The sequence below is a fragment of the Tenacibaculum sp. 47A_GOM-205m genome (genome assembly GCF_000518405.1).
GTDB lineage: Bacteria > Bacteroidota > Bacteroidia > Flavobacteriales > Flavobacteriaceae > Polaribacter > Polaribacter lutimaris.
In genome coordinates this window covers 1-15515 of record NZ_JADN01000010.1, presented here as the reverse complement: position 1 = coordinate 15515, position 15515 = coordinate 1, and the positions used below count along the sequence as shown (strand labels likewise).

Here is a 15515-nt window from a genome sequence, read left to right as displayed (position 1 = left end):
AACCAAAATTATTATAAAAGAAAAAAAGACTTACACACACAAGAGGTAAGCCTTTTATTAAGGGGGAATGAAACAAATAATAAGGGGGAATTTGTCTCTGGGTCAAATATAGAAAAAAATAACAATATCATTGTTAACATATGTTAAGAAAGTTTATTAACATTAAGTTTTTTCTTAATTCTACTAAGTTGAACAGGAGAAATGTTTAAATACGATGCTATATATTTTTGCGTAATCAATTCATCTATATTCGGAATTCTTTTTTTTAAAGCTAAATAACGCTCTGTTGCAGTAAGGCTAGAAATTTTTAAAAGTATATCTTCAGCCTTTACATAGGCACTTTCTAATGTTTTGATATAAAATAAACTAAATTCATGATGCTTTAAAGTGAGTTTTATTAATTCATGGAAACTACCTTTATATCCGGTTACTTTGGTTAAAGATTGGTAGTTAACATCAGACGGTATTTCTTGCATCATAGCTGAATTGGCTCCAGTTATATCTCCAGAAGTAAAAAAGGCACGAGTTGTTTCAGTTCCATTGTCATTTAATAAAAACGAACGCATAATTCCTGTTTTAACAATAAAGAAGTCTGTAGGATATTCACCTACCTTTGTGAAGATTTCATTAGGTTCAAGTTCAATGAACGTAACCAGTGTTTCAAAAATAGAAATTAGACTATCTGGTAGTTTTATATGGGAATTAAGAAAGTTTTTAATATCATCATTCATAATTAACAAGTTGGATGCTGATAACAGAAAAACTAATATACTAAAAAAAATAAAGTAAGTACGTGAAAAACAGACCTAACTTTAAGGGGAATTAGGTCTGGATATTTTAAGGGGTAGTAACTTGTTAATTACACTACAAATTTATAGCGGTTTTAAGTTATAACCATTAACATATGTTAATAAATGAAATTTTTTCTTATTCTGCTCAACTGTACAGGAGTGATATTCAAGTAAGAAGCAATATGGTATTGATTAATTAGGTTGTCTATACCAGGGTAATTTTCTTGAAGTTTTTTGTATCTCTGAGATGCATCTAACATTTGTAGTTCTAAAATTCTATCTACTTCTCTGATATAAACACTTTGTAAAATTTTATAATGAAAAATTGATATTTCATGGTGATTTAAAGATAAATTATAAAAATCTTTATAGTTACATTCTAGTACCTCACAATCAGTTAAGCATTCGTAAATTAATGTAGATGGTTCGTTTTTTATAAGGGCTCCTAAATTACCAGAAGTACTAATAGGAGTGTAAATAGTTCTAGTATGTTCTTTGTTTTTTTCGTCGATACTATAAGCGCGTATAACACCAGTTTTTAAAATGTAAGCATTTACAGGTGTTTGGTGCAATGAAACTAGTTCGTGGTTCTTAGGGAATTTTTTTATTGTTAAAAGGCTAAAAATTCTCTCCAATCCATCTTCTGATAAAGGATGGAAACTAAGTGCAAATTCTTTAAAAAAGTCCATACAAAGATGTAAATGTTGAGATTATCTCAAATCTACATCAATTTTTTCTAAAAAGCTAATCGTATTAGGTCCCTCCATAAATAGTAAATCCAAAATAGATAAGTTAGGGATAAACCCATATTTGTCATCAAACATTTGAATGTAGGAATCCATTTCTATTTCAATACCTTTTTTAGCAATGGCTAAACCTCTATAATCTGTATTATTTGGAGCCAATTCATAACTCGTTGTTTTAGCAAAATCTTGTTCCATTTGTAAAGCATCAGTTACAAATAGGTGAGTGTCGATGTTTAAGTCTTGTAAAAAAGTATATTTTTTATTGAAAATTTTTAATAAATCCTCTTCAAAAAACTCAAAAAAAGGAGAAGAACGGTACGCAGATTGTAACGATTTGTAATGCTGTTGTTGCCATGGAAAATCATTTTCTACCAAGGTGTCTTTTGTTTTTTTTCTTCCTTCTGTAGTTTTTTGTTTTACAGGAATATTTAAAGCTAATTTACCATTAGCTCCATATATGTAACAACGATTACGGTAGGTTTGTTTTTGAAAATTGTCTTCTATTTCAAAAGTAATTGCTTCTGATTGGTATATCGCTGAATATTGAGAGATAGGAGCGAAGTAAGTAGGAATAAAAAGTGACATTATGCTTTCTTCTTTTTACTTTTTCTAAAACTATACACGGTGTAACCTCCAATTAATAGTAGCACTAACCATAAATATGATACGGGTTTTCCACTACCTCCAACGGTTGTAAACATTCTATCCCAACGAATAGAGTTTAGCTTAGCAACAAAATTAGGAGCGTTAGCATCCCAACTTAACCAAATCATTACAGGTTTACCTACTACATGATCAAAAGGTACATAACCCCAGTTTCTTGCATCTAAAGAACGCTGACGGTTGTCACCCATCATCCAGTAATAATCTTGTTTAAAAGTATAGTTTTCAACTTTTTTTCCGTTAATGTATATATCGTCACCTATAAAAGTAAGGTTATTGTTTTCGTATCTTCGGATAATTTGCTCGTAAAAAGGAATGGTCTTAGCGTTTAACTCGACAGTAACTCCCTTTTTAGGAATATAGATAGGACCAAAATTATCATTAGACCAAGCATATCTTGGATTATGAGGAAAAACAGATTCATCATAAAATCCTTTAGGTGCTAAAAATTTTTCAACTTTTTTAACAAGAGGGTTTTTGGCGATTGAAGCAGCTTCTTCATCGGTAAGGTTTAATGCATACTTACCATCGGTAGTCATTTTACCTTCTCTGTTTTTGTTGTATTTTTCTATAATGTTTTGAGGTAATTCTTTCCCTTCAGTATCAACAAAAAAGTACCATTGTGGTTTAGCTCTATCAGGCAATACAGTTTTCTCTCCATTAATAAAAACATATCCATCACGTACTTCTAAGCTATCACCAGGAACTCCTACAGCACGTTTTACATAGTTTGTACGCTTATCAATAGGTTTATAAGTAAAATTACCAGAATTGTCACCCCACATCGTAGCAAGAGAGTCTGAAGGCCAGCTGAAAACAACAATATCATTACGCTTAATTTTTTGAAAACCAGGTAAACGCATGTATGGTAATGATAGTTTATTTAATAAACCGTCTTTGTTTTTATCGTCTGATAAGAATGATTTTGTTCCTAAAAAAGGAATAGTATCGTGTGCCATTGGTGCAGCAACAGTAGTCATAGGAACACGAGCACCGTAATGAAATTTACTAACAAATAAATAATCACCTACTAGTAATGTTTTTTCTAAAGACGAAGTAGGAATGGTATAAGGCTGCATAATATAAGTGTGTACTAAAGTTGCAGCGATAATAGCAAAAGCAATAGAACTTACCCATTCTCCTAAAGGAGATCTTGGCTTTAAACTTCGGTTTTCAATGTATTTTGCGTCTGTAAAATAGTTGATATAATAGATGTATAACCCTAAAGTAAGAACAGCTAGAATAGTGTCTGGTTTTTTGTTAAAACCAAAGCTTCTGCAAGTTTCAATCCATATTATAGGAAACATAAGTAGGTTTACAATAGGAACGAATAGCAAAATCACCCACCATTTTGGGCGATTAATAATTTGCATTAGTACTATGGCGTTGTATACAGGTACAGCCGCTTCCCAAGCTTTTTTACCAGCTTTTGTGTATAGTTTCCAAGTACCTAAAAAATGAACAACTTGTATGAATATGAAAAATAAAAACCATTCAGTAAATGTCATAATCTGTATATTTTGTTTTCCTTTTAAGGAATGTAATTCTAAGCTTATTAGTGCTTTTTAGCTGCTTGTTGTTACGGTATTAACCTAAGTTTAACACATCTCTCATGGTGTAAACACCTGTTTTGTTAAGTAGCCATTCTGCAGCTATAACTGCTCCTAAAGCAAAACCTTGTCGGTTATGTGCTGTGTGTTTTATATCAATAGTGTCTACTTCAGAATTATAGGTTACTGTGTGAGTACCCGGTACATCTGGAGTTCTAAGAGCTGTAATAGGAATATTGTCTTCGGAAGTTTTTCCGTCTAATTCCCAAGCTTTTTTATTGGTGTTTTCAATAATTCCTTCAGCTAAAGTAATTGCAGTACCACTTGGAGCGTCTAATTTTTGTGTGTGATGAATTTCTTCAATAGCAATATTGTATTGTTCAAGTGTACTCATCATTTTAGCTAGTTGTTTGTTTAACTCAAAAAAAACATTCACACCTAAACTAAAGTTTGAAGCATAGATAAAAGCACCATTTTTTTCATTGCATAAATCAACAATTTCATTATACCTGTCTAACCAACCTGTAGTTCCTGAAACTACTGGGACGTTATTGTTAATACAATTACTAATGTTGTTATAAGCAGAAGTAGGTACGCTAAAATCAATAGCTACATCAGCTTCGTTAATATCATAAGTGTTTTCTCCAGTAGATTTAATAACGATCTCGTGTCCTCTCTGTAAAGCAATCTTTTCGATTTCTTTACCCATTCTACCATAACCAAGTAAGGCTATTTTCATTTTAAAAAGAATATTTTAGTGTTAAACCAACTTTTGGTGCTTCAATAAATAAAGGGTCTGGTGTAATTACAGGGTTTATAGATAAACTGTCATCGGTATCAAATTGTAATAAATGCGCGTTTACACTAGCTTCTACAATTTGCAAAACGTATAAAAGTACCCCAGTTAGTAATGATAAGTCTCTGTTTTTACGCAAGGTTTTTTGAGCGCTTTCTAAACCAGCTGTTGAAATAAATGGATTTCCATCTTTACCATTAAACTCATCTGATAATCCTTGATTTCTAAGTTTAAAGGCTGTTCTGTATCGATCGTACTGATCGCTATTGTCCAAGTAAAAATACATACTTGTACCCATAGCAGCCCAAACTATTGGAGCTTTCCAATATTTTTTATTGTATATCTGCCCACCTCCGGGAAAAATAGCAGAATAAAATGCTGCTTTAGATGGAGAAAGTGGATTGTATTTGTCGCTTGATAACTGAAGTTGCTTAGCTCTTACAGCAATAGAATCTTTTTGAGCAAAGGTATTTTGAAACAAAAAAAGACTAAAAAAAGCGAATATGATTACACGTATGTTCAATTACTTTAATAAGTTTTTAATACGGTTAAAGTCTTCTTCTGAGTGAAAAGGAATAGAAATTTTTCCTTTACCACGATTGTTAACAGTTACGTCAATTTTATGCCCGAAATAATCGCTAATATCTTTTACACTATCAGAAATATAATTAGGTAAAACTTTCTTTTTAGCGGCTTTGGTTACGGTACCAGCTTTTAAGTTTTTAACCAATTCTTCAGTTTGACGAACAGATAGTTTATCACGAACAATTTTTTCGTAAATGTTTAACTGGTCGGTAGTACTATCAACATTAATTAATGCACGACCATGACCCATTGAGATAAATCCGTCACGCATTCCTGTTTGAATAATCGGATCTAATTTTAATAAACGTAAGTAGTTAGTAACTGTTGAACGTTTTTTACCTACGCGTGTGCTCAATTCTTCTTGTGTTAATTGAATTTCATCAATTAAACGTTGGTATGAAAGAGCCACTTCAATAGGATCTAAGTTTTTACGTTGGATGTTTTCTACCAACGCCATTTCTAACATTTCCTGATCGTTGGCTAAACGAATGTATGCAGGAACTGTTGTGTTTCCAATAAGTTTAGAGGCTCTAAAACGACGCTCTCCTGAAACTAACTGAAATTTATCGCTCGATAATTTACGAACGGTAATAGGTTGGATAACCCCTAATTCTTTAATAGAACTCGCTAATTCACGTAATGCTTCTTCATCAAAATAAGTTCTAGGTTGGTATGGGTTTACTTCTATTGATTTAATGTCTAATTCAATAATATTACCTACTAATTTATCAGCATTTTTATCTGATGCCGAATTTACTTCTGCAGTTTCTTTTAATAATGCTGATAAACCTCTACCTAAAGCTTGTTTTTTTGTTGCTTTTGCCATGTATCGTGATTATGCGTTTTTAGTTAAAATTTCGTTCGCCAAATTTAAGTAATTTACGGCACCTTTAGAGGTTGCATCGTATGAAATTATACTTTCTCCGTAACTAGGCGCTTCACTTAAACGAGTATTTCGGTGTACTATTGTTTCAAAAACCATAGAACTGAAGTGTTTACGAACTTCATCAACTACTTGGTTAGATAAACGTAAACGAGAATCGAACATAGTTAATAACAAACCTTCAATTTCTAAATCAGGGTTATGTATTTTTTGAACGCTTTTTATGGTGTTTAATAACTTTCCTAAACCTTCTAAAGCAAAGTATTCACATTGAATAGGAATTACAACAGAATCTGCTGCTACAAGTGAGTTTAAGGTAATTAAACCTAAAGAAGGAGCACAATCTATTAAAATATAATCGTAATCATTTTTAATATCTTCCAAGGCTTTTTTTAGCATGTATTCACGCTCTTGTTTATCAACTAATTCAATTTCAATAGCTACTAAATCAATATGAGCAGGAATTAAATCGACGTTAGGAGATTCTGTTTTTACAATCGTGTCTTTTGCTAGAATTGTATGCTCTAAAACCTGATACGTTCCAACTTCTACACTTTCAACATCTATACCTAAACCAGAAGTAGCATTTGCTTGGGGATCAGCATCAATTAATAATACTTTTTTTTCTAAAACACCTAAAGCCGCAGCTAAGTTTACAGATGTAGTAGTTTTACCTACTCCACCTTTTTGATTTGCAATTGCAATAATTCTACCCATTATTATTTATAAAGTTTGAAAGAGGTAAATTTACAATTATTTATCGTTTTTGAAAGTGAAAGATGTTATAAAAAACAAAAAAGCCACAGGTATTGATACTGTGGCTTTTATAATGTTATAAGTTGTTTTTTTTTATCCGTTTAACATTACTGGCATAACTAACATAGTAACTTGTTCACCTTCTTCAGTACCATCAATTGGAGTCAAAATTCCTGCTCTATTTGGTAAACTCATTTCAATTAAAACATCGTTAGAGTTTAGGTTGTTTAACATTTCGCTTAAAAAACGAGAGTTAAACCCAATTTGCATGTCATCTCCTTGGTAATCACAATGTAAACGTTCGTCAGCTTTATTAGAGTAGTCTAAATCTTCCGCAGAAATATTTAGCTCAGTTCCAGCCATTTTTAAACGAATTTGATGTGTTGTTTTACTAGAAAAAATAGAAACACGACGAACAGAGTTTAAGAAAGAGGCTCTGTCTACTGTTAATTTATTAGGATTTTCCTTAGGAATTACCGCTTCGTAGTTAGGGTATTTTCCGTCAATTAAACGACAAATTAATACGACGTTATCAAAAGTGAATTTAGCATTGGTGTCGTTATATTCAATAGTTACGTTATTTTCAGAACCTCCTAAAATTCCTTTTAATAAGTTTAAAGGTTTTTTAGGCATAATGAATTCTGCTGATTTTTCAGCGGTAATGTCTGTACGTGTATATTTTACTAATTTATGAGCATCTGTAGCTACAAATGTTAATTCCTTAGAGTTGAACTGGAAAAAAACACCGCTCATTACAGGACGTAAATCGTCGTTTCCTGCAGCAAAAATAGTTTTAGAAATAGCAGTTGCTAAAATATGTGATGGAATTTCAGTACTACTTGGAGAAGGTAGTTCCACTGCCTTAGGGAATTCATCTCCACTAAAATAAGCCATATCATACTTACCCTGCTCAGAAATAATTTCAATAGTACTATCGCTTTCTACTTTAAAAGTAAGCGGTTGCTCAGGAAATGTTTTTAAAGTATCTAACAATAAACGAGCGTTAATAGCAATGGCTCCAGTATCTGTACTTTCAACATCAATAACTGAAGACATTGTAGTTTCAAGGTCAGATGCAGATATTTTTAATTCGTTTTCAGATAGTTCAAATAAAAAATTATCTAAAATTGGTAATGTGTTATTGCTGTTTATAACTCCTCCTAAAACTTGTAGCTGTTTTAATAACTGTGAGCTAGATACGATAAATTTCATTGAATAGTTTTTCTATATTATTAGACTTACAAATATATTTTAATTTGATGATTATAAAAATTATTTTTTTTAACCAGATTTTAACCTTAGTTAAACTGATAATTTAATTGAATGGTTCCGTAAATATTACCTTTTGGAACTCGAGCACTTTTCAGTTTTCTTGTGTGATAATTCATAGCATAACCAAAATTAAAACGGTTACTAGTAAAACGTATTCCAAGCTCAGTAGTGAATACAAAAGGTTGAATGTCAAAAGTAACGGGGCTTCCGTCAGTTAAAAAACTTCCTTCTATGGTTGCGTCATACGCTGCATAACGAATCATGGGATTAATATATAAAAAAACTTCCGAATTGTTGTTAAACTGGGTGTTTTGGTTGTTTAAATTTCCGTTAAAAGCAATAGAGTTTATAATGCTTTCTAAAGGTTTAAAACCAATACGGCTATATAAACCAGTTGATAAATCGGTATAAACTGTACCAATTCTTGCTGTATTTCTCCAGTTAAGATCAAAAATGTTGTCTTTGGCAAGTTTTCTAATATATTCAGTTTTTAAATTGAAGGCAAAAGCATCTTTTATTTGATATTTCCAACCGCTAGCTTTTTTAAATCCATAAATATCATGGATAAAATCTTGCAGTTCTTCACTAAAAGCAGAAGATCCAATGCTACCAATCTGTACAGATGTTTTTAAGATTGATTCTTTTTTGAAGAAATAATTGATGCCAAAACTTCCGTAGAGATATCCAGCAAATGGTCGATCATGTTCTTCCACGGTTTCTACAATCGCTTTATGAGGTGTGTACATATGGTGTCCTAGTTGAATTTCGTAGCTTTTTTTTTCAATATTTTTAAATTGTTTTTCACTAAGATAACGATAAGTTAAAAACACACCGTTTGTATAGTATCTATCATAGTAAGTAGAAGTGTATAAGTCATTGTCGTTTAGGAAGCTGAACTCTTTAGCGTATTTTCGTTGCGAGAAGATAGTGAGTGAAAATAAGATGAATAAAAGTGTTATGTTTTTTTTCATAGCTGTAAATATCGTATTATTTTAGCACAACCTAGGTTAAATTATTAAGAAGAATAATTAGTGGTTTTATGAGTAAAGAATCTGTATTAACTATTGAAGACTTTGAAAGTGTTTCTTCTAATGAAGAACTAATGGCTAAAATTAGAAAGAAAGGAATTTCTATAGCAAAAGTTCAAATGAAGTTAGACTATGAAGAAGAATTAAAAAAGCTTCAAATAGAGTTGGTGAAACTTCAACAATGGATTGCTAAAAAGAATAAAAGAGTAGCTGTAATTTTTGAAGGAAGAGACGCGGCAGGAAAAGGAGGGAGTATCCGTAGATTTATGGAGCACCTAAACCCTCGTTCTACACGTTTAGTAGCCTTAAATAAACCAACTGATGTTGAAAAAGGACAATGGTATTTTCAACGATATATAAAAGAATTACCAAACCCAGGGGAGATTGTTTTTTTTGATAGGAGTTGGTATAACAGAGCTGTTGTAGAGCCTGTGATGGGGTTTTGTACTGATGATCAGTATAAGAACTTTTTGGTACAAGTTCCAGAGTTTGAACACATGTTATATGAAGATGGAGTAATGATAATTAAGTTTTGGTTATCCATTTCAAAAGAAGAACAGCTACGTCGATTTAATTCAAGAAATGATAATCCGTTAAAACGTTGGAAGTTTAGTCCAGTAGATAAAAGAGGGCAAGAATTATGGGACGATTATACCTTTTACAAAGACGAAATGTTTAGTAGAACCCATACAACATATAGCCCATGGATTGTAGTAAAGACAAATAATAAAAAAGAGGCAAGGGTAGAGTGTATGCGCCATGTATTAACACAGTTTAATTATGATGGAAAGGATGAAGCGCAAACTATTCTTACACCAGATCCAAATGTAGTAATGCGTTATTATCGTTCAGTAAAACAGTTAGATTAAGAATGAGAAAATTAACTCAAAGAGACGTAAATAAGTTAAATAGTACAAGAGGTTTAAAAGCGTTATTATCAAAGCCTTTTAATATAGAGAAGTCAATTCGTTATGTAGATTATGAGCGAAAGTTGAAAAAATTACAAGTAGAGTTGATTCGTTTACAAGCTTGGGCGATTAGAGAAAACGAACGAATTATAGTAATTTTTGAAGGACGTGATGCAGCAGGAAAAGGAGGGGCGATTCGTAGAATTACTGAGCGAATCAATCCGCGTCATATGCGAATTGTAGCATTACCTAAACCTAATGAAGATCAGAAAACGCAATGGTATTTTCAACGTTATGTAGAGCAGTTTCCAAAGGCAGGAGAAATACTCTTTTTCGATCGTAGTTGGTACAATAGAGCAGTAGTAGAGCCTGTGAATGGATTTTGTACTCAAGAAGAGTATCAGGTATTTATGAATCAAGTAAATGATTTTGAAAGAATGATTTTAGAATCAGGTATCCGCTTGGTTAAAATTTACATGTCTATAACTAAAAAAGAGCAAGCTAAGCGATTTAATGATATTAAGAACGATCCGCTTAAACAATGGAAAATGACTCCTGTTGATGAAAGAGCGCAAGAGTTGTGGGATGATTATACAGAATATAAAAAAGCAATGTTTTCTAAAACAAATACCGAGATTTCTCCTTGGAAAGTCATTCGTGCAAACAGAAAAACAGCAGCCCGTATTAATGTGATTAATCACATTTTAAAAAGTATTCCTTATGATAAAAATCTAGAGGTATGATTCAGGTAATCGATTTTTAAATTCCTCAAAAATGAAATACAATTCTCCTGCAATTTGCTTACTCGTTTGTAGGTAAGTCTCTTCGGTTAAATCGGTATTGTCTGAAGTTTTAGGGTCTGAATAAGGTAAGTGAAAACGCTCTATCGCATCAGGAATAAAAGGGCAGTCTTTATCGGCACTGTCACATGTTGTTATGGCAACAAAAGGATAGCTGTTTTGAGGATGATCAAAAACTTTAGAAAAGCCTAAAATAGATTTTTTAGTGTCTTCAAAAGAAATTAAATATCTAGGGTTTTGGTGAGAAAAATCAACAACATTAAAAATAAACCCAGTTTTTTGTAAACATTTTACAGTGTTTCTATGAAAAGATGTGGTTTCAGTACCTCCCGAATAAGTAAAAATGTTTCTTAAATTAAAATACTCGACAGCAAAGAAACTCCACACTTGAGCTAATTGACTTCTTCGTGAGTTGTGAGTGCAAATAAAGTTTAAATTTATTTTATCTCTTTCAAGATATTCATCGAAGATAGCGTCAGAGATAGAAAGTAATAAATTTTTTCTATCGTCAGTAATTATCATTTCTTTTCGTGCTTCTTCAAAGAAAACTTTTGTGTTGATATTTTTAGTGTTTATCATTTATTTGCAGTTCTTTTGCAGTGTGTAATTATTTGCAAAAATACGAGCTAATACCCTTTTAGCTAATTAAATAAAGGTTAAGAATGTGTTTAGAAATCGGCAATAAAGTAGCGGTGATTGACGCTGATATTAGAGGATTCGTAACAAAAATTAATAAAGAAGAAGTTTTTGTTAAAGATTTTGAGGGGATGGAGTACCGCTTTTTAAAAAGAGAATTGGTAAAGATTGAAGTAGATCAGAATGAGTTAAGTAAATTTTCAGACATTAATAATCCGATGCTGAAAGCTAAAATTCAACCGTCAAAAAAAGCAAAAAAATCGTCTTTTGTAAAAGATAGAAATGAGGTTGTAATGGAAGTTGATTTACATGCTGAAAAATTAGTAAAATCAACAAGAGGGATGGATAATTTTGATATTTTATCTCTGCAATTGGATACAGCAAAACAAAAATTAGAGTACTGTATATCAAAAAAAATATCAAAATTAGTATTAATCCATGGAGTAGGTGATGGAGTGTTAAAAACAGAATTACTTTATTTATTAAATAATTATCCGGTAAAATATTACGATGCTTCTTATCAAAAATATGGTCAAGGTGCAACTGAAGTATATGTTTATCAAAATTACTAATCGTACTATCTAAAACTTTACTTTTGTGTTATGAATTCAGTATACTTAGATAATGCAGCCACAACACCTATGTTGCCAGAGGTAGTTCAGGTAATGCAAGAATCAATGCTTGTTAATTTTGGAAACCCATCTTCAACTCATCAGTATGGAAGAAAAGCAAAAGCAGCTATTGAAACAGTTCGAAAAAATATAGCGAAGCATTTAAATGTTTCTGCAAGTGAAATTATTTTTACTGCTGGAGGAACAGAAGCAGACAATTTAATTTTACAAAATGCGGTTTTACATTTAGGAGTAAAACGAATTATTACATCTAAGGTAGAGCACCATGCTGTTTTAAATACAGTTCAGTTTTTAGAAAAAAAACATAAAATAAATGTAGATTATGTTAGGGTAAATGAAAACGGGGCTGTTGTATTGGGTAGTTTGGGGGAAGCTTTAGAAAAGTCAAACGAAAAAACCTTAGTGAGTTTAATGTACGTGAACAATGAAATTGGTAATATTTTACCAATTGAAGAGGTAGTAAGTATGTGTAAAAAATACAATGCTTATTTTCATTCAGACACGGTTCAGGCTATTGGTCATTATCCGATAGATTTACAACAAACTTCAATAGATTTTATAGCGGCGAGTGCACATAAATTTCATGGTCCTAAAGGAGTTGGGTTTGCTTATATTAAAAAAGGAATACCAATTCAGCCAATGTTTTTTGGAGGAGAACAAGAAAAAGGAGCGAGGTCTAGTACTGAAAATGTTCATGCTATAATAGGTATGGGAGAAGCGTTAAACATAGCTTTTAAAAATCTTACAGAAGACACCATATATATTAAAGGACTAAAAGATTATTTCGTAAAAAAAATAACAGAACTTGTTCCGAATGTTGAAATAAATGGAGAGCCTGTTGATAAAACAAGTTATACTATTATTAATGTAAGATTTCCTTTAGAAGATAAAATGTTACTGTTTAATTTGGATTTATCTGGAATTGCGGTGTCTGGAGGAAGTGCTTGTCAAAGTGGTAGTAATAAAGGTTCTCATGTGTTAAATGCTTTTTTAAGAGAAGAAGAAGCTAAAAAAACTTCAGTACGATTTTCCTTTAGTAAGTTAAATACAATTACTGAGATTGATTATGTTGTAAATCAATTAAAAAAAGTGTTAAAGCTATAATTATATGTCTCTAATATTTTTTAAAAGCTTTTTATAGATGAGTAAGGTGTTTGAGAACTATGGAAAAGCTTAACAAAGGTTCTTTTTAGATGAAATTTACCAATAGTTTTTATTGATGTTTTTGGTTTTAAATATTTTTTTTTCTTATAAAGTGACTTGGATTGTTAAAATTACGTCTAATCTATAAGAAATAGCAAAAAAAGTTTACTTTTGCGCATTCGAAAAATAGAAGCCCCCCACGAGAAAAAAGTTGTAATAGAGCAACTTAAGTTTTTTTGTGTGGGGTTTTTTGTATCCCACCATGTTTTTAAAAATTAAAAACCCAGAAAGATTTTGGGCTAAATTTTATATATAAATTAAATGTGTTGATATGGGGGAAAATTACATTTCAATTAATTCGGTAAAAAACTTAGTTAGAAGTAAATTATTATTACTTTTAATAACTTCTTTCTTTTACTCAAATTTATCTTATTCGCAATGTACAAATGGTTCTGAAGTAATAAATTGGAATCAAATGTACAGTAGTGGGAGTGATTTAAATGGTAGTTACACAACAACTTCATGTGGTGTAGAAACTATTTTGTCTTCTACTTTTACAGATCAGTCACCTTTAAATTTAACAGATACAGGAGCTGAATCATCAAGTAGATATAGAGTAACTATGGGTAATGTTACCATAGGAGACCAAGTTGTATGGGAGCTAACATTTTCAAGTCCCTTAATATTAAGTAATTTTAGAGTAGAGGATATTGATGAAAGTACAAGTCATTTAGATATTGTAAAATTTACCGCAGAAAATGATGGTGTTAATATACCTCTATCTTTAACAAATTCAGGAGGTACGCCAACCTATAGTATATCAGGACAAACAGCTACAGGTACATCAAATAATAACACAGATACGAGTGATAGTGGAGCTGTCTTAGTAAACTCTTCTCAGCCTATTAAAAAATTAGTAATTATATACGAGGCAGGGACAACAAGAAATGTTGCTGTAGCACAATCTATTTGGTTTTCAAATTACTCAGTTTGTTGTCCAGAAGAACCAACACTAAATATCACTAAATCTTCAAGTCCTTCAGGAAATGTTAATGTAGGTGATGAAATTACTTATACTATACAAATAGAAAATACAGGTAGTGTTACAGCTGATAACGTTGACTTAATTGATATATTACCTTCAGAAGTAACTTATGTAAATAATAGTATCACAAGACAGTATTATACTAGTGTAGGAAACACTAGTACTAGTAGTTTTCAGAGGGATTTAGGGGATTTAAAATTTGATCAATCCGGAAGTCAGTCTTTTACATTAACGTCAGCAGATGTTCCTTATTCGAATGCAATGTTTACTTCTTTTTCTTTTGAAGTGGATGGTTCTACACCTGATAGAAATGGTAATGGGCACACGGATGATTGGAGGAGTGATATTGATTTAGCAGTATATTTTCCTGGTTATGTTTTTTATGTAGATCATAATGGCGATTCAGATAATGATGAGTTTGGAGGAAATAGCCCCGGAGGTTGGAATACTGTTAGTAGAAGTACTAGTTCAATAAGTGGTTCTATTTTCGGTGAATATCGTTTTGATTGGTATGATATTGATCCAAATGGATTCTTAAATGAAGTTAATTATGCTATAATTACTGTAGGTTATGAATATACAACATATACACGCACTCAAACTAATGATACCAATGGTACAGTAGCTAATTTAATTACGAGTTCTGAAGGTATAGATATTCAACCAGGAGAAACAGTAACAGTAACATTTAAGGCAACGGTAAATTCAGATACTGAATGTAATACACTTACTAATACAGCAACGATAGATGCTACTAATTTAGCAACAGCTCTTTCAGATACAGCTGTGAATATAGTGAATCCTCCAATTGCAACGTTGGTGAGTAATGATGCAGATAATACAATATGCGCTGGAGATAGTGTAACTTTTACAGCTGGAGGAGCAGACCAATACCAGTTCTTAGTAGATGGTTTAAATGCTCAAGCATTATCTACTGATAATACATTTGATACGACATCACTTACAAATGGTCAAATTGTTACTGTTCGTGCTGTTAAAAATACTCCATCAGGATGTGAAGATACAAGTATAGGTATTACCGTAACAGTAACTACGGCACCAGATGCTGGAGCGTTAAGTGGTACTCAAGCGATTTGTGTAGCAGGAACGACAACATTTACAAGTGATGGCGATACAGGAGGAAGCTTTAGTTCATCTGATACAGCAATAGCAACGGTAGAAGCTTCAACAGGAGTTGTAACAGGAGTTGCAGCAGGAACGGCAACAATAACATATACGTTAACAGGAGCAGGAGGCTGTTCAGATGCTATGGCAACACTA

At 31.9% G+C, this 15515-nt stretch carries 16 protein-coding genes; 5 read left to right on the top strand and 11 right to left on the bottom strand.

Annotated features, from left to right (window positions below; translation table 11 throughout):
• Positions 1 to 143 precede the first annotated feature (143 nt).
• From N534_RS15120 to N534_RS0111370, 10 genes are all read right to left on the bottom strand, one after another.
• Positions 144 to 731 (bottom strand): Crp/Fnr family transcriptional regulator, encoded by a 588-nt coding sequence (locus tag N534_RS15120; protein ID WP_028892615.1) that lies wholly within the window; start codon positions 729 to 731, stop codon positions 144 to 146.
• A gap of 176 nt (positions 732 to 907) precedes the next feature.
• Entirely contained in the window at positions 908 to 1480 is a 573-nt protein-coding gene (locus N534_RS0111410) for a Crp/Fnr family transcriptional regulator (protein ID WP_028892614.1), read from the bottom strand.
• A gap of 21 nt (positions 1481 to 1501) precedes the next feature.
• Positions 1502 to 2122: a WbqC family protein gene (locus N534_RS0111405; RefSeq protein ID WP_028892613.1), complete on the bottom strand. Its 621-nt coding sequence runs from the start codon at positions 2120 to 2122 to the stop codon at positions 1502 to 1504.
• The gene (gene lepB, locus N534_RS0111400; protein ID WP_028892612.1) at positions 2122 to 3708 is read right to left on the bottom strand and encodes a signal peptidase I; all 1587 of its coding nucleotides are present in this window, start codon (positions 3706 to 3708) and stop codon (positions 2122 to 2124) included. The genes N534_RS0111405 and lepB overlap by 1 nt, the downstream gene beginning before the upstream one ends.
• Before the next feature lie 79 nt (positions 3709 to 3787).
• Complete coding sequence (gene dapB / locus N534_RS0111395) at positions 3788 to 4489, bottom strand: 4-hydroxy-tetrahydrodipicolinate reductase (RefSeq protein WP_028892611.1); 702 nt, start codon at positions 4487 to 4489, stop codon at positions 3788 to 3790.
• A gap of 1 nt (position 4490) precedes the next feature.
• Positions 4491 to 5069: a DUF5683 domain-containing protein gene (locus N534_RS0111390; RefSeq protein ID WP_028892610.1), complete on the bottom strand. Its 579-nt coding sequence runs from the start codon at positions 5067 to 5069 to the stop codon at positions 4491 to 4493.
• Positions 5070 to 5957, bottom strand: coding sequence for a ParB/RepB/Spo0J family partition protein (locus N534_RS0111385; protein WP_028892609.1), 888 nt, complete (start codon positions 5955 to 5957; stop codon positions 5070 to 5072).
• 9 nt (positions 5958 to 5966) lie between these two features.
• Complete coding sequence (locus tag N534_RS0111380) at positions 5967 to 6731, bottom strand: ParA family protein (RefSeq protein WP_028892608.1); 765 nt, start codon at positions 6729 to 6731, stop codon at positions 5967 to 5969.
• Positions 6732 to 6863: 132 nt separating this feature from the next.
• Positions 6864 to 7982 carry a DNA polymerase III subunit beta gene (gene dnaN / locus N534_RS0111375; RefSeq protein WP_028892607.1) on the bottom strand — a complete coding sequence of 373 codons (1119 nt, stop codon included), beginning with the start codon at positions 7980 to 7982 and terminating at the stop codon, positions 6864 to 6866.
• Positions 7983 to 8068: 86 nt separating this feature from the next.
• A complete protein-coding gene (locus N534_RS0111370; RefSeq protein ID WP_028892606.1) occupies positions 8069 to 9013 on the bottom strand; it encodes a lipid A deacylase LpxR family protein in 945 nt (314 codons plus the stop codon).
• A gap of 131 nt (positions 9014 to 9144) precedes the next feature.
• On the opposite strand from N534_RS0111370, the gene ppk2 (N534_RS0111365) reads away from it, so the two are divergent.
• Both ppk2 (N534_RS0111365) and ppk2 (N534_RS0111360) read left to right on the top strand, forming a co-directional pair.
• A complete protein-coding gene (gene ppk2, locus N534_RS0111365; protein WP_369791961.1) occupies positions 9145 to 9939 on the top strand; it encodes a polyphosphate kinase 2 in 795 nt (264 codons plus the stop codon).
• Positions 9940 to 9941: 2 nt separating this feature from the next.
• Positions 9942 to 10721 carry a polyphosphate kinase 2 gene (gene ppk2, locus N534_RS0111360; RefSeq protein ID WP_028892604.1) on the top strand — a complete coding sequence of 260 codons (780 nt, stop codon included), beginning with the start codon at positions 9942 to 9944 and terminating at the stop codon, positions 10719 to 10721.
• On the opposite strand, the gene N534_RS0111355 is transcribed toward ppk2 (N534_RS0111360), so the two are convergent.
• Entirely contained in the window at positions 10710 to 11357 is a 648-nt protein-coding gene (locus N534_RS0111355; protein ID WP_028892603.1) for an arsenate reductase, read from the bottom strand. The two genes, ppk2 (N534_RS0111360) and N534_RS0111355, sit on opposite strands and share 12 nt — an antisense overlap.
• Before the next feature lie 83 nt (positions 11358 to 11440).
• Here N534_RS0111355 and N534_RS0111350 point away from each other — a divergent pair, with 83 nt between their 5' ends.
• The 3 genes from N534_RS0111350 to N534_RS14750 all read left to right on the top strand — a co-directional run.
• Complete coding sequence (locus tag N534_RS0111350; RefSeq protein ID WP_028892602.1) at positions 11441 to 11986, top strand: Smr/MutS family protein; 546 nt, start codon at positions 11441 to 11443, stop codon at positions 11984 to 11986.
• Positions 11987 to 12016: 30 nt separating this feature from the next.
• Positions 12017 to 13150 (top strand): cysteine desulfurase family protein, encoded by a 1134-nt coding sequence (locus N534_RS0111345; protein WP_028892601.1) that lies wholly within the window; start codon positions 12017 to 12019, stop codon positions 13148 to 13150.
• A gap of 370 nt (positions 13151 to 13520) precedes the next feature.
• On the top strand, positions 13521 to 15515 hold a 1995-nt coding region (locus N534_RS14750), incomplete at its 3' end, for an Ig-like domain-containing protein (protein ID WP_038006004.1).

Bases quoted from the DNA above. Each gene is read 5' to 3' on its own strand.
- N534_RS15120 (WP_028892615.1), bottom strand. From the start codon at position 731: ATGAATGATGATATTAAAAACTTTCTTAATTCCCATATAAAACTACCA.
- N534_RS0111410 (WP_028892614.1), bottom strand. From the start codon at position 1,480: ATGGACTTTTTTAAAGAATTTGCACTTAGTTTCCATCCTTTATCAGAA.
- N534_RS0111405 (WP_028892613.1), bottom strand. From the start codon at position 2,122: ATGTCACTTTTTATTCCTACTTACTTCGCTCCTATCTCTCAATATTCA.
- lepB (WP_028892612.1), bottom strand. From the start codon at position 3,708: ATGACATTTACTGAATGGTTTTTATTTTTCATATTCATACAAGTTGTT.
- dapB (WP_028892611.1), bottom strand. From the start codon at position 4,489: ATGAAAATAGCCTTACTTGGTTATGGTAGAATGGGTAAAGAAATCGAA.
- N534_RS0111385 (WP_028892609.1), bottom strand. From the start codon at position 5,957: ATGGCAAAAGCAACAAAAAAACAAGCTTTAGGTAGAGGTTTATCAGCA.
- N534_RS0111380 (WP_028892608.1), bottom strand. From the start codon at position 6,731: ATGGGTAGAATTATTGCAATTGCAAATCAAAAAGGTGGAGTAGGTAAA.
- dnaN (WP_028892607.1), bottom strand. From the start codon at position 7,982: ATGAAATTTATCGTATCTAGCTCACAGTTATTAAAACAGCTACAAGTT.
- N534_RS0111370 (WP_028892606.1), bottom strand. From the start codon at position 9,013: ATGAAAAAAAACATAACACTTTTATTCATCTTATTTTCACTCACTATC.
- ppk2 (WP_369791961.1), top strand. From the start codon at position 9,145: ATGGCTAAAATTAGAAAGAAAGGAATTTCTATAGCAAAAGTTCAAATG.
- ppk2 (WP_028892604.1), top strand. From the start codon at position 9,942: ATGAGAAAATTAACTCAAAGAGACGTAAATAAGTTAAATAGTACAAGA.
- N534_RS0111355 (WP_028892603.1), bottom strand. From the start codon at position 11,357: ATGATAAACACTAAAAATATCAACACAAAAGTTTTCTTTGAAGAAGCA.
- N534_RS0111350 (WP_028892602.1), top strand. From the start codon at position 11,441: ATGTGTTTAGAAATCGGCAATAAAGTAGCGGTGATTGACGCTGATATT.
- N534_RS0111345 (WP_028892601.1), top strand. From the start codon at position 12,017: ATGAATTCAGTATACTTAGATAATGCAGCCACAACACCTATGTTGCCA.